This is a genomic window from Aurantibacter sp. UH7 (assembly GCF_056839165.1).
On sequence record NZ_CM166388.1, the window covers coordinates 1765034 to 1789496 of the forward strand.

Consider the following 24463-nt stretch of genomic DNA (forward strand, 5'->3'; position numbering starts at 1 on the left):
CTTGTGTTATCTGTAAAGTGTAAAATGTCCAACAAATTCTCGGTCGTCACTTTCTCCGTTGAGTTTAATAACGTACCAATAATCGCCTGAGGGTAATTCAGACTGGTTATATTTACCATCCCATCCGTTGCGATCAATGACATTGTCTTCAACCACTCTACCATAACGATCATAAATTTTAATTAGTATTTCTGGATACTGTTCAATATTTAGTGGCATCCAAGTATCGTTTAAGCCATCTCCATCTGGGGTAAAGAAGTTTGGCAATTCGATGTCTATAAACTCTATGAATATATTAGCAATAACTTCACATCCATTTTCATCAATAACGCTAACTACATAAGTATCAGTTCTATTGATATAGAATGTATTATCATCACCATTATCTTTTCCATCAAAAATGTATTGGTAATTTGGCAATCCACCTGCTGCAATTGCTGTAATTTCATTGAGATTATTTTGTTCTAATGTCAACGTTAATGGTTCAAAATCTGCAATTTCAAAATCAACTGTTACAATACAGCCATTTGCATGTGAAATGGCTATGTAATGGGTACCTGGAGAAATATCTCTAAAATCAGGATTTAATTGCATATCGTTTGCATCTGTAGAATCTAGAGCATAAAGAATATCACCTAAAACAGTTTCATCTTCTAATGTTATGTTTATGTAATTGTTAGGCGTATCACCCGAACATTCATAAACAGGCTCAACTGTAGCATTTAAATTAACGCCTTGATCTACGGTTATTACGATGTTGTTTTCACAACCCATAGCATCTCTTACATAAACGATATAACTTCCTGCAGCAAGACTAGTAAAATCGAATTGATCTTGAATAAAGTTGTTGTTATCACCAAAACTTGTACTATAAGGAGCTGTTCCACCTGTAATTACTACAGTTGCGGAACCATCTTCATTACCAGCACATATTTCTGGTAAGGTAGTTCCAGTCATTTCAAGAATTTCAGGTTCAGTAATAGTATATTGTAATTCTATAAAACAACCGTTTTGATCTTGGGCGATAATTGTATAATCACCAGGTTCAAGTTCATCGAAAACATTTTCATCGTCAAATTGATTTAGATTTGGCGAAATTGAATATTGATAGCCACCAGATCCACCTGAAAGTGTAACGGTTATACTTGCATCATTTTCGCCAAAACAAGAAACATTAATTACTTCTTCAGTATAAGTTAATACTGTGGGTTCTGTAATAATTACTTCTTGCGGAGCAGTTGTACAGTCTTCACTAGTTACATTTACCCAGTAAGTACCTGCTGGTAAACCAGTAAACTCACCTAAAGATTGTGGACCTTCAATTAAATTACCTAGATCAACACTGTTTTCATAAAGTTCGTATAAATAATTACCTAATCCACCTTCTGCATCAGCATAGATTACCGCAGTAGATTCTCCAAAACAATTAATACTTGCAGATGTAGTATCTATAGTTAACACAAGTGGGTCAATTTCGTCTTCAGTAATTTCATTAGAACGTATGGCTTCACAAGTATTTATAGCATCTCTTACAAAATAACTATATGTGCCTGCAGCTAATACACCAGCTTGTGGAAGATTTATAGAATTTCCAGTCATTGGGAAGAATGTAATATTATCTTCACTGTATTCATATGTTCCACTACCACCTGTTGCAGAAAGTTCAAATTCTACTCCAGTGGTACATGTTAATGGACTTGTACGAATCAATTGTGCTGTTACTTCTTCTGGATTTTCAATTTCTACAATAGTAGTTTCCACAGTACATCCTACATCATCAGTTACTCTTATACTGTAAAAGCCAGCAGCTAGATTTGGAAATATATTGCTTCCTTGAGCAACAGAAGTTATTGGAGTATTAGTTCCAGCTAAGTCATCATATGTATTTAATTGATATGAATAAATTGGTGTTACATTTCTAGCTCCAACTGTCGCAGTTACACTTGCATTATTATCATTGTAACAAGCTAACGCAGTTGCAGCAATTGTGGCGGCGATTGGGTCAGGTCGTATTAATGTTATTGTATCGGTATAGATACAAGAGAAGGCATCAGAAATTTCAATTGTATAATCTCCAGCAGCCAATTCAGTAAAAATAAATGCTTCAACATTTGTTTCGGTGTAACTATCTGAAGTCGTTGTATTTGTTAATACAATAGTATAAGGGCCTTCACCACCTTCAGGATCTACTAATAAACTTCCTTGATCATTAGAACAACTTACACTTGTTTCTTGATTTACAGTTGCTGTAATTGGAGCATCTGGCGCCAAAATAGTAATAGCATTAGAATTTTGTACACAGAAAGGAGCTGCAGTTTGAGTAATTTGCACATAGTATCCTCCACCTATTAAGTTTGATATAATTAATGGTGTTCCTGTATTTCCTGATCCAGAGAAACCAGCAACTGGGTTATCATCCAAATCGTAAACTTGATAATTATAATTACCAGTATAATCATTTATTGTAACACTGAAACTACCATCATCAACGCCATTGTTAAGACATTCTTCATCAGTTAACTTAGTGATAACTACATCCATAATATTTGGATCAGCTATAGTATGTGTCGTTTCTACATAACAATTAGTATCTAAGTTTGTTACACGAATAATATAACTACCTATTCCAAGACCTGTGAATAGTCCAGTGCTATTAGTTGCGGTATATGCATTATCTGTACCATTAGTTTCGTATTCTAAGTTAGGTGTTGCAGTTATTGGTGTGATTGTAACATCGACTTGAATTTCAGAATCATCACCCGGGTTACAAGTAACATCAGCGGTTGTAGAAACTGTAGCATTTGAAATTTCTACATAAGGTAATATTACTGCAGTAGTACTACCTAAACAACCCATATCATCATATGCATTAATGGTATAGTTACCACCGGCATAATTGGTTTCTATATACACAGGATTTGAACCATCTTGCACTGTTGTTGTAGTTGTGGTGTTAATAAACTCGTAACGTGTATAGTTACTAGAACCGCCAGTAATGGCAGATTCATCTATAGTAATGGTAGCGTTGTTTGAGTTGTTACCGTTAGTACAAGCGAACTCCACCACAGTAGCATTAACGTTGTCAATTATTTCTGGTTGCAGAATAACTTGTGTGATATCTACAAAACAGTCGTTAGCACCCGTAGCTCTAATGGTATAGGTAATACCAGGAGTTACAAGACCTTCTAAGTTTGTAAATGTTGCTGTTGAAGCAGAAGCGGAACTAGCTGCAATTGGGAATGTAGCCGAACTACCTGGTCCAGAAATAATTTCGAAGGTATATGGTCCTACTCCATTGTCAACTACGCTAACTGAAATACTTCCATCATCAGCACCATTACATGTTACATCGGTAAAAGCATCTACAGTAATTACTGGAGTAACTTCAGGTTGTAATTCTTGAGTAATTGAAGTACTACAAGCATGTCCAACCGCTTGATCAGTAATTGTAAAGGTATACGTACCGTCTTGAGTTAGACCAGTAAATATTCCAGTAGTATTACTAGGTCCAGCAGTAGCGTCAGGATAAGTAACATCATAGTTAAATGAACCTGAACCACCAGTTTGTGTGATAGTAATTTCTCCACCAGGCGTTGTTGAACAATCAATTGTTTTAACAACAGTAGCTAAAGGAACAATAGGAGCATATAATACAACAGCCGTAGTTGTGAATGTACACGTCCATTGATCGGTAATTTGTACTTGGTAACTACCTGCATCTAAACCTGAGAAAACAGTAGTGTTTTGAGTAGTTCCAACAGGAGTAGTGTCTTTAATAAGCTGATAGGTATAATTACTACCTTGTCCACCAGACACAGTTACAACTTCAATTTCTCCAGTGAAGTTAGTACAGTTTGGTTGGTTTACTTGTAAGGTACCAGTTATAGGTGTTGGGTCAGCTAAAATGATTGCGCTTTGAACTTCTTGTTGACAACCGCTTTGGTCAATCACCCAAGCTTCATATGTGCCAGGTGCAAGATTTTCAAATCTTGGTGTAGCTGAATAATCACCAGCTACAGTTGGAGCAACAGTACCTACATAATATTGGTAATTACCCCATCCACCTAGGACATCAATAATTTCAATCACGCCATCATTACCAACACAAGTAATTGGAGTTACATCGGTATTAGCAGTAATAGCCGTACTAGGTCCAGCGATGTTAAAGAATGCATTATTAACACAAGCCGGATCAGCATCTTGGGTTATTTCCACACGATATTCACCAGCAGGGATTGCAAACGGCGTAGTCGGACCAACATTTGCTGAAGTACCGGTTGCTGCTGCAATAATAGTGTCATCACCTAAGGCAGCCGTACCTTGAGAGTTATAAATTTGCCATGTAAAGCCATCTGTATATGTGTTAACAGGGTCGTTAATTGTAAAGCTTACCGAACCATTATCACCAAAGCAAACAACATCAACAGTGGTTGTGGAGATTTCAAAGGTATTAGGATCTTCGATTTCGAATGTAGTTTCAACAAAACACCCTGTATTGGTATTTGTAATAGTTGCCGCATAGTTACCAATACCTAAAGCAGTAAATACATTAGTTACTTGGTTCAAAGAACTGTATGCATTATCAGTACCAATTACAGAATAGCGTAAGGTTGCAGCACCTGCACTTGGGGTTAACGTAACACCAAGGGTTACTTCAGCATCATTACCAGGATTACAGGTTATGTCTTGTGTAATAGTAGCAGTAGGGTTAGATAATTCTACGTATTCTGCAATAGTAGCAGTAGTACTACCTAGACAAGCATTATCATCATAAACATTGATAATGTAAGTACCACCAGCAATATTAGTTTCAGTATAGCTTGTGTTTGCGCCATTCTGAACTACAACATCATCACCAGTAGCAGCAGTACCTTGATCGTTAATAAACTCATAACGCGTATAGTTACCAGAACCGCCAGTGATGGCTGTTTCATCGATACTTATGGTAGCGTTGTTAGAGTTGTTTCCGTTTGTACAAGCGAATTCCACCACAGTAGCATTAACATTGTCAATGATATCTGGTTGAAGGATAACTTGTGTGATATCTACAAAACAGTCGTTAGCACCCGTAGCTCTAATGGTATAGGTAATACCAGGAGTTACAAGACCTTCTAAGTTTGTAAATGTTGCTGTTGAAGCAGAAGCGGAACTAGCTGCAATTGGGAATGTAGCCGAACTACCTGGTCCAGAAATAATTTCGAAGGTATATGGTCCTACTCCATTGTCAACTACGCTAACTGAAATACTTCCATCATCAGCACCATTACATGTTACATCGGTAAAAGCATCTACAGTAATTACTGGAGTAACTTCAGGTTGTAATTCTTGAGTAATTGAAGTACTACAAGCATGTCCAACCGCTTGATCAGTAATTGTAAAGGTATACGTACCGTCTTGAGTTAGACCAGTAAATATTCCAGTAGTATTACTAGGTCCAGCAGTAGCGTCAGGATAAGTAACATCATAGTTAAATGAACCTGAACCACCAGTTTGTGTGATAGTAATTTCTCCACCAGGCGTTGTTGAACAATCAATTGTTTTAACAACAGTAGCTAAAGGAACAATAGGAGCATATAATACAACAGCCGTAGTTGTGAATGTACACGTCCATTGATCGGTAATTTGTACTTGGTAACTACCTGCATCTAAACCTGAGAAAACAGTAGTGTTTTGAGTAGTTCCAACAGGAGTAGTGTCTTTAATAAGCTGATAGGTATAATTACTACCTTGTCCACCAGACACAGTTACAACTTCAATTTCTCCAGTGAAGTTAGTACAGTTTGGTTGGTTTACTTGTAAGGTACCAGTTATAGGTGTTGGGTCAGCTAAAATGATTGCGCTTTGAACTTCTTGTTGACAACCGCTTTGGTCAATCACCCAAGCTTCATATGTGCCAGGTGCAAGATTTTCAAATCTTGGTGTAGCTGAATAATCACCAGCTACAGTTGGAGCAACAGTACCTACATAATATTGGTAATTACCCCATCCACCTAGGACATCAATAATTTCAATCACGCCATCATTACCAACACAAGTAATTGGAGTTACATCGGTATTAGCAGTAATAGCCGTACTAGGTCCAGCGATGTTAAAGAATGCATTATTAACACAAGCCGGATCAGCATCTTGGGTTATTTCCACACGATATTCACCAGCAGGGATTGCAAACGGCGTAGTCGGACCAACATTTGCTGAAGTACCGGTTGCTGCTGCAATAATAGTGTCATCACCTAAGGCAGCCGTACCTTGAGAGTTATAAATTTGCCATGTAAAGCCATCTGTATATGTGTTAACAGGGTCGTTAATTGTAAAGCTTACCGAACCATTATCACCAAAGCAAACAACATCAACAGTGGTTGTGGAGATTTCAAAGGTATTAGGATCTTCGATTTCGAATGTAGTTTCAACAAAACACCCTGTATTGGTATTTGTAATAGTTGCCGCATAGTTACCAATACCTAAAGCAGTAAATACATTAGTTACTTGGTTCAAAGAACTGTATGCATTATCAGTACCAATTACAGAATAGCGTAAGGTTGCAGCACCTGCACTTGGGGTTAACGTAACACCAAGGGTTACTTCAGCATCATTACCAGGATTACAGGTTATGTCTTGTGTAATAGTAGCAGTAGGGTTAGATAATTCTACGTATTCTGCAATAGTAGCAGTAGTACTACCTAGACAAGCATTATCATCATAAACATTGATAATGTAAGTACCACCAGCAATATTAGTTTCAGTATAGCTTGTGTTTGCGCCATTCTGAACTACAACATCATCACCAGTAGCAGCAGTACCTTGATCGTTAATAAACTCATAACGCGTATAGTTACCAGAACCGCCAGTGATGGCTGTTTCATCGATACTTATGGTAGCGTTGTTAGAGTTGTTTCCGTTTGTACAAGCGAATTCCACCACAGTAGCATTAACATTGTCAATGATATCTGGTTGAAGGATAACTTGTGTGATATCTACAAAACAGTCGTTAGCACCCGTAGCTCTAATGGTATAGGTAATACCAGGAGTTACAAGACCTTCTAAGTTTGTAAATGTTGCTGTTGAAGCAGAAGCGGAACTAGCTGCAATTGGGAATGTAGCCGAACTACCTGGTCCAGAAATAATTTCGAAGGTATATGGTCCTACTCCATTGTCAACTACGCTAACTGAAATACTTCCATCATCAGCACCATTACATGTTACATCGGTAAATGCATCTACAGTAATTGTAGGTGCTACCGCTGGTGGAACTTCAATAGTAAATACACGATTACATTCTGGACCAGATGTATTGTCATCATAAATTGTAATTGTATACGTCTCCGGAACGGTTGTTTGGAAAACATAAGGATTGCTTGGCAATGAAGCTCTTGTAACCACATTACCTAACCCGTTTGTTATTGCGTAGTCATAACTACCAGATCCAAAAGTTACATTTATAGTAATTTCAGCATCAGGAGTAATAGTACAATCTATTAATTTTGTCAATGAAACATTTGCTTCTAAGACAGGATAAATATCAATACTATCAGTATCAGTACAACCATTACTATCTATTATTGCAATGCTATAATTACCAGGTGTTAGATTGTTAAAAACACCACCATTATCTTCATAATTTGTACCACCATCAATAGAGTATAATATTTGTGCAGCTGTACTAGTTGCATTTATTGTTAATGATGTAGGAGAAGCACAATTATCAACTACCATCGAATCTATAGTTGGGTTTGGTGTTAGGTCTAAATTAATAGGACCTAAATCTGTGAAACATCCAAATTGATCTGTAATAATAACATTATAGTTACCTGCAGGTGAATTTGCAGGAATAGAAACTGGGTTATCAGATGTGTCAGTAATTGTTGTAAAAGGAGCTGGTCCTGTTACTGTATAAGTAAAGGTTCCGCCACCACCAGTAATATTTTCAATTGCTATTAATCCAGGAGCGTTACAAGAAATATCACTAAGCTTGTTTAATGTAGCAGATATAGGGTTTAATTCTTCTATTAATTGATTTTCACTACCTGAAACACATTCGTCTGTACCTCCAGAATTAACTTCAGTAACTACAATATAATATTCTCCAGGCGCAAGGCTTGATACTGCTATCGTGTTGTTCCAGGCGATATTACCACCGCTAGATTGTACAACTAAGCCTGTCGTAGCGTCATAGAATTCCCAGTGCATACTTGGGTGTGAAGTGCCATCTGTATCAACAATTGTATATGTAATTTCAGCATCATTTGCACCAGAACAAGAAGGCTCGTAAGTAGATGAAATTTCTAAGGGATCCGTTGTAATATCATTTACATTTACATTACTCTGACGGATACATCCTGTTGAATCACGAACATAAAAAACATAAGTTCTACCAGGTATTAGCCCTGTCCAAGTATGAGCTCCAGGTATTGGCGCAGTCCAGGTAGCTGCTCCAATAATAAAATTAGCTGGATCATCCGTATAGGTATATTCATAGTTTGGAACACCAGCCGTACCTTGTACCGTTACTTGAAGTTCATTACAGGCAACTACCACTGTGGTAATACTAATATCTAAATCATCTAAAGGATACGGAATGGTATATCTTGGTAGGTCAGTTCGACAAACCTCTATTCCACCTACAATTGTGCGCATTGATGGGAAAACATTAGTGCCAGAAATATAACCCATTAGCACATCGCTAGTTCCAGGAACACTATCATCACCAGTCCAAGTAGAACCACCATCTGCACTAAATTCTATAGTTGTGCCTGGAGGGTATGTAGTAGGATAACTTACAAATTGGAATCCATAATCATTTGGGTCTACACTACCACAAGCAGCTGGGAGTATTGGGATAACATCACCAGTTAATTCTATAGGGTTGTTAATGGTAACTGGAGTTTCAGTTACAAGACAATTGTTTGAGTCTGTAACATTTATAGTATAGTCTCCAGGAGCTAAGTTATAATAAGATGTTGTCGCAACTAAAATATTGTTATCGGTTTGATTAGATGCCCCACCATTATCCAAATCAATTATTTGAATTGTATAAGGATTATCTCCAGATGTAACCTCTACCTCAATAGATCCAACCCCATCATGACATAGTGGGTCAGTTGGTGTTGCTGTAATTATTAAAGGTGTAGCAGGGTTAACAGTAACTGTTTCAACATACTCACAGAAAGGTGATGTTGCCGAGTTATCTCGAACATAAACATCATATGTGCCATCATTTCCAGTTGTAACGGTATACGTATTACTAGCACTAAATAATCCCGTTGGACTTGTTGTTGTTGGCACAAATGCATATTCGTATGAACCATCACCACCGGCAGCTGTTACTTCAATAGAACCATCAGCACAAGTTGTAATATCTGCAACTGTAACAACTGCTGTCAACTGCGGATTAATTGTTACAGTTTGTTGTGCGGCTGTACAACCGAATGCATCTCTTACATCGATGGTATAGGTTCCATTAGCAAGGCTATCAAAAGTGTATGTTGTATCAGTTGTTGGGGTTGGCGTCATCCAAGGCCCAGCATTAATGCTAAATTGGAAACCACCATTACCAGGAATAGAGGTAACATCAACCACAATAGACGCGTCGTTAGCACCAGAGTAACAAGCTGTAGGCGTTACTGTAAAAGTTGGGTTTACAGGAGCTATGACAGTTATAGCAGTATCAATAGGGTCAGAACAAAGATTAATATCTTGAGCTCTAACAATGTAATCGCCAGCAGCTAAGTTTGTGAATGTAGTACCAGCTTGATAAGCAGTAATAATACCACCTACGCCATCTTCTAATTGATAAGTATACGTTGGAGTACCACCAGAAGCGCTAGCCGTAATGGTTGCGCCAGTATTATTACAAGTAAATTCTTCGGTAATTGAAGCAGCAGCGACAATTGGTGTTGGTTCAGTTAGCGTTTGATTTAAAGTAACAGTACAACCTAGGATAGGATTGTCTACATCACGTACAGTAATGGTATAAGCTTGAGCGCTAAGGCCAGTAATTTGTTCAGCAGCCGTAAATGGTCCCACGAAGGTGGTAGCATCTAAGCTGTATTCGTAACCACCAGCACCGAAGTTATCTGCAATTATTGTTATTGTACCGCTATTATCAGCGTTACAATCAAGGTTTTCAAAAGCAGTTATTGAAGCTTCAAAAGCATTTCCGTCTTCAACAATTACAGTTGTATCAACAGTACAATCGCTACCATAATTAACAACAATTGTGTGGTTGCCAACAGCTACATTACTAAAAGTATTTGTTGCTTGAAAAGCACCACCGTCAATATTGTACGTATAAGAAGCATCGTTCGGTAAAACGGTTATTTCACCAGTTCCATCACAATTATAAGTAATAGATGTTGTAAGTGTTGGTTCGGTTGGTAATGGAGCAATAATGATATCTGCAAGCGTGATATCACAAGAGGTAGCATTAGCATCACGAACACGAATGCTATAGGTATCGTCAGTTAAGTCAGTAAATACAGCACCTCCCGTTGTTGATGCAGTCCATGCACCTCCATTGATACTGTATTGATAATCACCAGAACCACCTGTAGTAGGTGTAACGCTACCAACAGTAATCTCACCTAATACAAGACAGGTGTAGTTTTGAGTAATAGCAGCTTCAGCAACTAGTTGGTCAGGTTGCGTTACGATAACATCAACAGGAACAGAGTCACAGTTGTTATTATCACGAATCACTACAGGATATGTTCCTGCAGCTAAGTTTGTAAAGTTATTCCCAACTTGAAAAGTAACACCATTATCAATACTATATTGAAAAGGAGCGCTTCCTCCAGAATCAACAACAATTGAAATTGCACCATCAGCAGCACCAAAACAAGTAACAGGAGCGGGTGTAGGAGTAATAGCAATAGGAGCATCTTTTACGATTGTTATTGTATAGATAGCAGTACAGAAACCAGTATTACCGTCATTATCTCTAACATGCACATCATAATCGCCAGCAGCACTAACAGCAACAGGATTTGTAGTTGCAAAGTCACCAGCGTTAGGAGTAGAAGCATTAGGTACAACTGCGTAAACATAGTTACCATCACCACCGGCAGCAGAAATTGTAATATCTGTATCGGTAGCACAAGCTGTAATATTAGGAGCCGTAGCAGTTATTGTCAACTGCGGATTAATTGTTACAGTTTGTTGTGCGGCTGTACAACCGAATGCATCTCTTACATCGATGGTATAGGTTCCATTAGCAAGGCTATCAAAAGTGTATGTTGTATCAGTTGTTGGGGTTGGCGTCATCCAAGGCCCAGCATTAATGCTAAATTGGAAACCACCATTACCAGGAATAGAGGTAACATCAACCACAATAGACGCGTCGTTAGCACCAGAGTAACAAGCTGTAGGCGTTACTGTAAAAGTTGGGTTTACAGGAGCTATGACAGTTATAGCAGTATCAATAGGGTCAGAACAAAGATTAATATCTTGAGCTCTAACAATGTAATCGCCAGCAGCTAAGTTTGTGAATGTAGTACCAGCTTGATAAGCAGTAATAATACCACCTACGCCATCTTCTAATTGATAAGTATACGTTGGAGTACCACCAGAAGCGCTAGCCGTAATGGTTGCGCCAGTATTATTACAAGTAAATTCTTCGGTAATTGAAGCAGCAGCGACAATTGGTGTTGGTTCAGTTAGCGTTTGATTTAAAGTAACAGTACAACCTAGGATAGGATTGTCTACATCACGTACAGTAATGGTATAAGCTTGAGCGCTAAGGCCAGTAATTTGTTCAGCAGCCGTAAATGGTCCCACGAAGGTGGTAGCATCTAAGCTGTATTCGTAACCACCAGCACCGAAGTTATCTGCAATTATTGTTATTGTACCGCTATTATCAGCGTTACAATCAAGGTTTTCAAAAGCAGTTATTGAAGCTTCAAAAGCATTTCCGTCTTCAACAATTACAGTTGTATCAACAGTACAATCGCTACCATAATTAACAACAATTGTGTGGTTGCCAACAGCTACATTACTAAAAGTATTTGTTGCTTGAAAAGCACCACCGTCAATATTGTACGTATAAGAAGCATCGTTCGGTAAAACGGTTATTTCACCAGTTCCATCACAATTATAAGTAATAGATGTTGTAAGTGTTGGTTCGGTTGGTAATGGAGCAATAATGATATCTGCAAGCGTGATATCACAAGAGGTAGCATTAGCATCACGAACACGAATGCTATAGGTATCGTCAGTTAAGTCAGTAAATACAGCACCTCCCGTTGTTGATGCAGTCCATGCACCTCCATTGATACTGTATTGATAATCACCAGAACCACCTGTAGTAGGTGTAACGCTACCAACAGTAATCTCACCTAATACAAGACAGGTGTAGTTTTGAGTAATAGCAGCTTCAGCAACTAGTTGGTCAGGTTGCGTTACGATAACATCAACAGGAACAGAGTCACAGTTGTTATTATCACGAATCACTACAGGATATGTTCCTGCAGCTAAGTTTGTAAAGTTATTCCCAACTTGAAAAGTAACACCATTATCAATACTATATTGAAAAGGAGCGCTTCCTCCAGAATCAACAACAATTGAAATTGCACCATCAGCAGCACCAAAACAAGTAACAGGAGCGGGTGTAGGAGTAATAGCAATAGGAGCATCTTTTACGATTGTTATTGTATAGATAGCAGTACAGAAACCAGTATTACCGTCATTATCTCTAACATGCACATCATAATCGCCAGCAGCACTAACAGCAACAGGATTTGTAGTTGCAAAGTCACCAGCGTTAGGAGTAGAAGCATTAGGTACAACTGCGTAAACATAGTTACCATCACCACCGGCAGCAGAAATTGTAATATCTGTATCGGTAGCACAAGCTGTAATATTAGGAGCCGTAGCAGTTATTGTCAACTGCGGATTAATTGTTACAGTTTGTAATATTCCAATACATCCAGAACTGTCTTGTACATTTATTGTGAAGGTTCCGTTGGCTAATCCTGAAAAAGTATGTGTAGTAGCTGTAAGCGGTGTTGGTGTTACCCATGGGTTTCCATTTATACTAAATGTATAATCATCGTTACCACTAGTTACATCAACCTGAATACTAGCATCATTCGCACCTGAGTAACAGGCAGTTGGAGTTACCGTGAACTCAACAGTATTAGTTGGGTCAATAGTAAGTTGTGTGTTTATAGGGTCTGAACAGTTATTAGCATCCGTTACTTGTACGATATAATCACCTGCTGCAAGACCTGTAAACACAGTGTTTGAACCATTAGTAGCATAGTCGTAACCAGCAATTATAGTACCTACGCCATCTTCTAATTGATAGGTATAAGTAGGGGTGCCGCCAGTTGCACTAGCAGTAATGGTAGCGCCACCGTTTGTACACGTAAGTGGTGTTGTAATATTTGCACCTGCAACTAATGCGGCAGGTTCGTCTATGGTTTGATTCAGCGTAACAGAACAACTAGTATCATCTGCTTTTCTAATAATTATGGTATGTGCACCAGCACTTAGCGGTGACGATGTAGTAACGGGAGTTATTGTTGAAGCAATAAAAGCACCTCCATCTATAGAGTATTCAAAACCTGCAGTGGCATCAAAATTTTCTGTTTCAAAAGTAATCGTAGCATCATCTTCACCATTACAGCTGGGATCAGAAACAGCAGTTATGTTTGCTTCAAAAGTTCTTCCAGCTTCAACTACAACAGGAAGTTCTACAAAACGAGGACAAACTTCTGGCGATTGAAAAACACTTATGTCATCAATAGCAACATCATTACCGTTAATCTCACTTTCGTTAGTAGTAATAACTAAATCTAAGGTGGTATTTGTACCAGGATCTAAGGAAAGCACATATTCATTCCAGACATTATTTTCAGGAACGATTCCAGTATTAGCAGATGCTACTACGGTGGTTGAGCTTGGAAGGCGAAGCTCAATAGTTAAATCAGGAGCAACTCTATTACCGTTTCTAATTAAATTAATCAACCATAAAGAAACACTAATAGGTTGATTTGCAATGATATCATTAATAGGTTTTTGGTAAATTACTTGCCCAGGCGTTGGCGCGCCAATATTAATTACTAAATAGCGTCCATCAGTATTTCTGGTTCCTGTTGTATGATCAATTGGATTTAACCAGGAACCAAAAGGACGTGCAATAGAATCAGTTACCGCGTACTCATAATCATTTATATATCTACCATTATCGATAGGTGCACCACTTGGAGACACATCATCTACTTGGTTTTCATAGAAATAACCTGTTGTATTTGGATTCGGAATGGTTTCTCCATAACCAAAATCTTCACTTAGTAAAGTACTTGGCGTAGGAGGTGTTTGTGACACATAATTTGTTCGTACAGTATATGTTCCTGGGGCAACATTGTCCCAAACATTACTTGTTGGTGGTGTATTTAAAACGCCGTCAAGTTCATATGTATAATCATAAGTAAGTACATCTGGTGTGGCAGTAATTATTCCACTACCATTACAGTTATAATTTACTTCAGGTGTTAAGGTAACTACAGGAGGCGTAGGCGCATCTTCCACAGTAACGGTCATTGGAAAATCACATGAGATATCACGTACAACTACAGTGTAAGTACCTGCTGGAAGTGTAGCTGTTGTCGATGCTCCAAATGTTGCACCACCATCAAAACTGTAGGTATATGGAGCTGTTCCACCAACTACATTAGTTATTCTAACTTCTGCACCGGTTGGGTCACAAGAAGCGTCTCTGGAAACACCTGCAGAAGCACTTAATGGAAAAGGCTCAGAAAGGTCATGTAAATCTGTTACATCACACCCAGAGCTGTCTAAAACGCGAACATTATATGGTCCAGCACTTAAGTTTACAAAGTTCGGTGTGCTTTGATAGGTTGCTCCATTATCAATACTGTATTGAAATGGTCCAACCCCATTCGAAATGTTAATTGTGATAGCACCGTCATTTGTTCCAGAACAAGAAGGTTGAGTTTCAGTTATTGAATCGATAGAAAGAACGCCTAAATCTTCAATGGTAACTTCATTTGAAAAAGCAAAACAGTTGTTTGCATCGACAACTACGAACACATAGTCTCCTGCTTCTCCTGGAAAATACTCTTCTACAGTATCATCATCAGTATCTCTCCAGCCGAAAGTAAAAGTTTCTTCTACTTGATAAGCACCACCAGGTATACTACTAACATCCGCATATAATTGTGTGCCATCTTTACTCCATATAGCGTAATTGAAATCTGGATTACCAATTCCACCTGAAATGGTTAAATCTATAGTTCCTGCACTACACCCAATATTTGATGTAGTAACGGCAGTAAGTGTTGGATCTGGAGTACGGTCAACAGTTACATTTTGTGTATCAAAACAACCTTCATCAGTTGCTACTTCAACAATATAATCTCCAGGATTTACATTAAAAGTATAGGTGTTATCTGGTTGAGCTGTTTCGTCATCTACTAATGTGCCATCTGCTAATTTTAAGGTGTATGAATAGTTTGGCTCAACATTTAGAACATCTATTTTAATAGTACCTTGATCATTACAATTTGCGGGTGTAGTTTCTATTTCTACTTGAAAATCGCGTTCAATAATTCCGATATCTGGAGTGCTAAATATACAAGCACCATCTATTGGGTTTCCTGAACCATTTAATTGTACAACATCTACTCGATAAGAACCACTTTCACCTGTATTAAAATCAAAGCTAGGACCATTATTAGCGCTAAATGGAACAACAATGCTGTTATTGGTTACATCAACCAATTGGTACCCGTAATTAGCTCCTAAGTTTGTAATGGTGATATTACCATCTGTAGTACAAATTATGTCGTTATTGTCGTATTCAATATTTAAATTGTTTTGGTAAACATCGAAGTAAAAACGACTAAAACATCCGTTTTGATAATTTATAACCAACCGGTATTTTCCGGCAGTATTTACATTAAAGTCACTACCAGTGTTAGCTAACCCCCAGTTACAAGTTTGGTTTTTATTAGCACAACCTGCAGGAGCTGCAGTACAACTTCCTTCATTTAAAATTTCCCAATCAATACTTTGAGCGTCACTAATATTTATGTTTATTAATTGCGAATCTGAGGTTCCACATAAGAATATTTCGGGCAACAAATCACCGTCAACACTACAAGTAACAATTTGTCCTTGTATATCGTTGGTTGGGTCAGCGTCACTATTTGTTGTATTAAACCAATCTACTATTGGATTTGATTGTGTAGACCCGAAGAGTTCTACATCAAATATTTCTTTAAAACCTTTACATGGATCAGCAACAATTTTATCCACGATATATGTTCCAGTAGCACTTATAACTAATGTACTTTCATCACCATCTGGGTTGCCATCGTTTAAAACAGTATCAGATGCGTCGAAAATTCCATTATTATTGTCGTCGCTAACCCAAACATAATCGTCAAAGTTGTCACCGGCATCTAATATAATACTGTCACCACACAATTGAACAGTTCTCCTGAAATTACAATCAGCCAAATCATCCAACAAGAAGTTTGTAGCTCCAGGCACTATAAATCCACAAGAATTAAAGTCTGTTACACTTGGGTCATCAGAGATAACATTATTATTAATTTCTCCTTGGTACGTGGAATAGGCCAAGTTTTGTATAAGATCGGAACAGGCATCGATAAAATCAAAACAGTTAGATGCTACTTGTACACGCATACGTATGGAACGTGGTGTATCACCTTCTTCGACAATGTTGTTTGGAATTGAAAAGGTGATAGTTCTATCTCCAGGAGTGTACACATAAGTTACACCGGTTGGCATAATTATGTTTAACTCATCTAACGTAACATTAAGAGGAAGAACATCTCGTATCGTATAATTTTCGGCATCATCGTTCCCGATATTTTCAAAAGTTAATACGTAATCTAGTATTTGGCCTAAGTTAACTCCTAAACCAGTAATATCATTACCTGCAATGTCCTCTACCTTTTTTTCCAAAACGATATCGGGCTCAATTATTTCTACATTAAATGAGTTAAAGAAGGGGTAATATTGATCACCTGTACTTCTAAATTGAAAAGTAGCTTGAGTTGCACTATTATCAATTACCGAATTTGCAGGATTGTTTAAAGCGAGAATATCAGTGTCATATCCTAAAGTGTTAATACTATTAGGGTTTCTATTGGTAGTAACAGTGCCATTTAGCGTAATATTACTATTGAAAAAGTTGTTGCCTGGGTTTGCACCATTACTTATTTGAGTAAATGGATCAGATGCGGTTTCCCGAATGCGCATTCGGTCTCCGGTAATTCTATTATCACCTTCTAATGCGGCTACTCCAATATTTGCACGGACTGGACCTGCTGGTATTGTAGTAAACCCATTATAGTCTATGTTTAATGTGCGGTCTGCAGGTGTATCACGTACCCTCGCAAACCCATCAAAAGTGGTTATTAATTTACCAGTAAGATTAGGGTTTTCATAAACAATAACTATGGTCCACCCACCAGCAGCACCTCCACCAGGTGAAAGCGAGCCAACAACTGACCTTATGTTTGCTACTGTATAATTACCTGTAGGATTTGTTAAGCCAGTTATTATTGAAGTTATATCTGCATAACATGCGTATGGACTGTTCAATCTAACAGATGCATCTCCACTTGTAAAACCATCAAACAGAATTTCATCTGCTGTGATGTTTGTGTAACCAGGAGAACCAGGTACCCTAAGGCGCACCTGATTGAAGTCATTTTGTCTATTGGTGCCAATTGTTTGTCCTGCCTGTTGACTCGGATAAGTGGCAGACCAATAAAGTCCTGCATACCGCACTAGATTACAACTAGTATCAGGAAAGGCTAATGTTGCTGTACTTGAGCTGAAGTTATTGCCACCATCATTATCTACATTGATGTATTGCATATTAAGCCAATCGTTATATGTAGACGAGTTGCCAGTATTGTTATATGCATTTTCTGGCCTTTGGCCATTTCCGTTATCTCTATTAACAATATTGTTGCTAATAAAGGTTAAATCTCCCTTGATGTTGTTTTGATAACGAACTTCAAAGTTATTGAACTCTTGTGCCATTCCTGCCCATGTCAGAAATAGCAAAAAAACTAGAATTAGGTTTTTGGTGCTTGGTTTGGTCATTTGGTAGGTAAACTTACTAGGTTATTAAGTTTGGGGTAACTCTCATAATCCACATCTTATCTTCATATGAGTCATTTATTTTTGAGTAATACGATATCAATGCATTATTCCACGATTCGTGTTTCTTTAAATAGACATATCTCCAATTGTTTTCTGGATTAATAAAATAGCCTGCACTTAAGCCATATGAGTTGAGTATTTTCACAAATCGTTTGGCATTTTTAGGGCTTGAGAATACATTAGCAATAATGTAATAGCCAGAACCAACACCATCTAAATCATATGATTGTGCTTCTGGATCAACACCAGACAACTTATCTTGTGCAATTACATTTTGTTGTAAAACGTCATTTCCATACTTGTCTGCCTTTTCATTGATTTTATCGACATTGGCAGCATAGGCCTCATTAGAATATTTATTGTCAACATTCATTATCCATAGGTCCCCATTATATTCGCCATTCATTTGACTTTGGTGAGCAGCAAGAGCATCATCCCATGTATCATACCTTTCCAGATAAACATATTTTAATCCATTATTCGGGTTGTCTATGTAGTCTGGGCTTAGTCCTTTGTTAGATAGGTTGCTCATAAACTTATCCATGTATTGTCCTCCTTTATATACGTTTGCAACAACATAATAACCATCAGTTACGCCTTCTAGATCTCTAAATTTTCTGCTTTTAACGATTTTTCCATCTTGACCAATACTACTATTTGTAGTAGTCACCGCATCTCTTTTTTGAGTTACATCGTTGGCGTAGTTAGGGCCAGAATTATTATTTTTAGAAGTGTTTGTACTATTTGGTATATAGCCATCGTTGCCTGAGTTGTTTTGAGCTATAGCGGCATTGTCTTTGCCTGTCAAGAACATGTCTTGAGCTCTTTTTTCTAAATCAGGTCTTTCACCCTTGGTTTCATTGCGAACCATTTTCATAACCATGTTAAATCGTCTTTCCAAATCTTTTTGACGATTGGCTTCTAATGAATCCTGTCGGAACATTAATTCAGCGATTATCTCATCGTTTTCTTCAAGCTTCTTTTTTAGTTTTTCAATTTCTTCATTAGTAGCTAGGTCATCTATTGTTAATTCTTCTTCTACTAGTTCCTCTTCATTATCTTCAAGCATTACACGGTCTTCTGTCAAGTTTGGAGTAAATGAATATGCGAATGAAATTTCATGAGTGACACCTAAATTGTTGAAGTCAGTACCAAACCCTTTTTCCATGTTATAACCTAAGGAAAGACGCTTGTTTAAATTAAAACCAGCACCGGCAGATGCGCCATAAAAACTATCATATCCACCTTGTAACCATCCTAGTTTTGGAAGATCTAAAATCATTCCACCACCATAAGTTAATTCTTGTTCGGCAGCTGCAGTTTGTCCATTTTGGGCGTTGAGACGAACCCTAGCTAATGGCATTAATCGAGCACCTTGCATTATTCCAGCTTCATTTGAAAATGGATGCGTATACTGCAGGTGTGCAGAATATGTTTTATCGCTAAAATCTGTTAATTGTTTACTAGTCTTTAGATTGTAATCAAGAAGATTTTCTGCGAATGCTCCAAAATCAAAACGTCCGTAGGATAAATTAAATCCAGGTTGAAAGGATAAGACATTGCTGTCGTCAGTTCCATATAATAATGGGTCACTTAAGTCGATTGGATTCGCTGAACTTTGATTGTAACCCGTATTATAATATGCTAGGTTTGCGCCAAAAGTGAAATTACTTTTATCACTTAATTTAAGTCCGTAGGCATAGTTAGCTAAAACACCGATGTTAGATACTAACCCTTTTTTCTGACTGTATAAACTAAGTCCAAGTCCGTTGCGGTCCCCTATTCTACCACTATAACTAACGAAGTAAGTTTGGTCGTTATTATTAAATTGTACTGATTGGTTTCTGTGAAAAAAGTTGATGTATGATTTATCTTCCTGAACGGTTGAGAACGTAGGGTTTATAAGGAACCTGTTAAACTTTAATAAGTTTTGCGGTGCTACTTTATAGGGTAATAGTGGTTCGTCTTCTTGAGCGTTTACATTTGTAAACACTAAAGCCGTCATCAAAAGAAGAAATATGTATTTTGCTTGTTTCATGATAGGTTAGCGTATGACTGTAATGGTACCTTGTTTTAATGTTTCAGAAGCATTCTTAATTACATAGTAGAAAACCATGTTTTGTGATGGGAATGCAACGGCCGATGTTGGCCAATCATTTTTGTAATCTTGAACGTTAAGAATTTCTTCACCGTTTTCTCTATAAATTGTAACAGAGACATCAGGCTTATTAGAATATGAATTTGGTAAAATCCATTGATCATTAAATCCATCTCCATTAGGTGTTATAACATTTGGCACTTTAAATGTGTCTAAATACTCCGCAGTAAATTGTCGTGTAATTTCACAGTTATCTATATTGGCAATTAACATGTATTCGCCTTCTGAATCTATATCAACCGAACTTGTATTGCTCAATTCAACATTGTTTACATCATACCATCGGTAAGCAGTTCCGCCGCTGGCAGTTACTGTTCTTGTCGTGCCTTCAGGAAATACTAACGTGCCAGTAGGGTCCAGAGTTATAAGTTCAGGGTCCAAAGGTGTAATTGCTATTTCATTAGAAATTAGGTCACATCCATTTTTGTCAATAACTAAACGATATGTACCTGGTGCGGTTACACTGAGTGAGGCGTCAGTAGTATTAATTGAAGCGCCATCTAGTTGCCATTGGAAACTTTCGCTAGTTAAATCGGTTGAAGTACTTATGGTTACAACGTCTGCAGCACTACAGTAAATAGTACTTGTGCTGGTAATAGTTAATGTTTCGTTTGTTACTAATTGTACTGGTAAACTGTTCGAAGTAGCATTAAAAGTATTTAAAGTGCCATCTACAGTATAGCTCCCATTTTCTGCTACATCTGTAAGATAAATGCTTGTATCATTTGAACCGCTAACATTTGTGCCATTTAGCTGCCATTGATACGAAAAACTTGATGATACATCAGTAGTAACGTCAATAGTACTACCATCAGAAAGTACCGCATTAATTGTGGCAACATCTATTGCAGCACTAGTGTCTATACATGCTGTATAACTTGTGCCGTAACCAATAGTCAATTCAAAAGAAGAAGGTGAAATAACTTCAGTCTCTTCCGAGCTAATTGTTGTTGGATTTGGACAAGAACCAGCGGGTTGCGTTACTTCTACATAATATGTACCGTCTTGTGTGGCATCATAAGAAATATTTGTAGCTCCAGCTATTGCACTTCCATTGCGAAACCATTGAAATGTTGGAGTAGTTGCGTTAGTAGTTACACTTAAAGTTTCTGTTTCACTTGGTAATAATACAAGGTTAGTATCATTAACTAATGTGATTGTGAAGTTATCTGAATTGGTAAATGTTATAGCTGCTGAAATTTCAGGACAGTTTCCACTTTCAGAAACACTTACTTGATAATCTCCTTCAAATGACGCATTAGATCCATCTACAGTATATGTAGATGCAGTAGCACCAGGAATTTCTGTACCATCTTTTAGCCATTGATAATCAGGTGAGCCAAAGGAAGTTGTCACGGACAATACTTCGGTGTCACTAGAACATAATGCTGTTTTGCTGGGTGGGTTTATGCTAGTACTTCCTCCTACCGCACCAATACAAATATCAGGCATATTTGATTGTGTTGTTCCATTATCAGAACATTCACCATAATCAATTTGTGCAAAATACATGCCTCCTTCTGTTATATTTAAGGTAGGCCCTGTTTCACCTACTAATAAAGTGAGATCTTTGTACCATTGATACTGATAGGTATTTACGTCTGTTAAGTTAACTACAGACAATGTAATTGGGTCAGTGCTTATTATAGTAGCTTGTGGTGATGTACTACCATCGTGAGTAATAGTAAGGTTAGACACATGGTCCATATAATACATGCTGTAACTAATTGTACTCTCTGCTGAAGCAACAGGGTCTGTACTTCGAACTCTAAGTTTGTAACCAGCACCTCTTGTATCCGTTGGAATAGAGAATTCAAAACCACGTCCGGGAGACTTAACAACTGCATCGCTAGTTTCTTTTGCTAGTTCTATTGGGTTTGTAAAGTCACCTGAAGGGTCAGATAGTTCTAAAATCCATTCATTGCCAGCATTTGATGCGCCATCAAAAGCGGCCCATGCGAAATATTGATTAAAGTTACCATTGTTACCAGCACATATCTTATTCCATGCTGATCCACCAGTGTCGGGGTTGTCTGCTGGAAGTATCTCAAGATTCGCAATTAACTGAGCGGAAACTTGAAATGATCCGAAGAGCATAAAAGCTATCAAAACAATTTGAAGGCTGTAATGTTTTTTTGGTCTCATAAGTAGTTGTAGTTTAAATACTACCAGTTTTATCTTCGATTGGGTTCGTTGATAAAACTTTGTGTTTGTTTTTTATTTGAGAATTGTTGTTTATTCTCTAGCCCTTGTATTCAACAACAAATATGTTATATAATTATAGGCTGTAGAAGTTAATGTTGTGGCGCACCCCAAAAACGTTGTGAAACAGACGAATTTGTATGCTTAGCACTTTTATTCTTACACATACTTGCATTTTAGCTACCTTTGTATTTCCTAAAAATTCAGGTATGAGTGATAGTCCAAAAGCATTGAATTTTATTGAGCACATCATTGAAGAAGACCTAGAAAATGGTTTCTCTAAGGATGATTTGCGCTTTCGTTTCCCACCAGAACCAAATGGTTATTTGCACATTGGTCATGCGAGTTCAATATGTTTGAATTTTGGTCTTGGTGAAAAGTATTCAGCTCCAGTAAATCTCCGGTTTGATGATACCAATCCAGCTAAAGAAGAACAGGAATATGTAGATGCTATTAAGCGTGATGTTCAATGGCTTGGTTATAATTGGGATACCGAGCGGTATTCGTCTGATTACTTTCAACAACTTTATGATTGGGCTGTTGATTTAATAAAGGCAAATAAGGCTTATGTTGATAGCCAAAGTTCAGAAGAAATGGCTGTTCAAAAAGGAACACCTACAGAACCTGGAATAGATGGTCCTTTTCGAAATCGCACTATTGAAGAGAATTTGGAATTGTTTCAGGCAATGAAAGATGGAAAGTTTCAAGAAGGTGAGCATGTGCTTCGCGCTAAAATAGATATGGCATCAACAAATATGCTGATGCGTGATCCTATTATTTATCGCGTTTTGCATAGTGCACATCATCGAACTAATACCGATTGGTGTATTTATCCAATGTACGACTGGACACACGGTGAAAGTGATTATATAGAGCAGGTTTCACATTCACTTTGTACACTGGAGTTTCTTCCTCATCGCAAATTGTATAATTGGTTTTTAGATCAGATTATAGATTCGAAAAAAGTTAGACCAAAACAACGAGAGTTTGCTAGAAGAAATTTGAGCCACACAGTTGTAAGCAAACGTAAACTTTTAAAGTTGGTCGAGGAAGGTGTGGTAAATGGTTGGGATGACCCCCGTATGCCGACAATATCAGGAATGCGAAGGAGAGGTTATACGCCAGAGTCAATACGTAACTTTGTAGATACCATCGGAATTGCAAAACGTGACAATCTTATAGATGTTTCGTTATTAGAATTTCACGTAAGAGAGCACTTGAACAAGGAGGCCCCAAGAGTTATGGCTGTTTTAGACCCGCTAAAAGTCGTTATAACAAATTACCCTGAAGGTGAAGTAGAATGGTTAGCAGCTGAAAATAATCCTGAGGACGATGCAGCTGGATCAAGAGAAGTACCATTTTCAAGAGAGATTTATATTGAAAAGGCGGATTTTAGAGAAGAGGCGAATAAAAAGTTTTTTCGTTTAAAATTAGGCAAAGAAGTTCGTTTAAAAAATGGATATATTATTAAGGCTGAAAGTTGTACTAAAGATGAAGAAGGAAACGTAATTGAGGTTCAATGTACTTATGATGTTAATAGCAAGAGTGGTAGTGGAACTGAAGAAAGTCTAAGAAAAGTCAAGGGTACTTTGCATTGGGTTTCTATTGCGCATGCAATATCATCCGAAATTAGGCTTTATGATCGACTATTTACGGATGAAAGTCCGGATACGCATAAAGACAAGGATTTTATAGAATTCGTCAACCCAGAGTCTTTAGAATCCATTACGGGCTATTTAGAACCAAGTTTGAAATATGCTCAACCAGAAGATAGAGTTCAATTTCAAAGATTGGGCTATTTCTGTGTAGATAAAGATTCTACTAGTGATAAATTAGTTTTTAATAGAACAGTTGGTCTACGAGATTCTTGGGCGAAAATTCAACAAAAAGATTAGTTGCTCCAAAATAGACCAATAGGAATATTTATCTTAAGTGCTATAAAAT

The 24463-nt window shown here is 37.6% G+C and carries 4 protein-coding genes; 1 reads left to right on the forward strand and 3 read right to left on the reverse strand.

Going from position 1 to position 24463, the window contains the following annotated elements:
* Nucleotides 1–6: 6 nt before the first annotated feature.
* Genes UH7x_RS07510 through UH7x_RS07520 form a run of 3 tightly spaced genes read right to left on the reverse strand, consistent with a single transcriptional unit; the run spans nucleotide 7 to nucleotide 22462 of the window.
* Nucleotides 7–18099 carry a T9SS type B sorting domain-containing protein gene (locus UH7x_RS07510; RefSeq protein ID WP_482363106.1) on the reverse strand — a complete coding sequence of 6031 codons (18093 nt, stop codon included), beginning with the start codon at nucleotides 18097–18099 and terminating at the stop codon, nucleotides 7–9.
* A gap of 16 nt (nucleotides 18100–18115) precedes the next feature.
* A complete protein-coding gene (locus UH7x_RS07515) occupies nucleotides 18116–20197 on the reverse strand; it encodes a PorP/SprF family type IX secretion system membrane protein (protein ID WP_482363107.1) in 2082 nt (693 codons plus the stop codon).
* 6 nt (nucleotides 20198–20203) lie between these two features.
* A complete protein-coding gene (locus tag UH7x_RS07520) occupies nucleotides 20204–22462 on the reverse strand; it encodes a T9SS type B sorting domain-containing protein (RefSeq protein WP_482363108.1) in 2259 nt (752 codons plus the stop codon).
* Nucleotides 22463–22728: 266 nt separating this feature from the next.
* Here UH7x_RS07520 and UH7x_RS07525 point away from each other — a divergent pair, with 266 nt between their 5' ends.
* On the forward strand, nucleotides 22729–24414 hold the full coding sequence (locus UH7x_RS07525) for a glutamine--tRNA ligase/YqeY domain fusion protein (protein WP_482363109.1): 1686 nt from the start codon (nucleotides 22729–22731) through the stop codon (nucleotides 24412–24414).
* Nucleotides 24415–24463 lie beyond the last annotated feature (49 nt).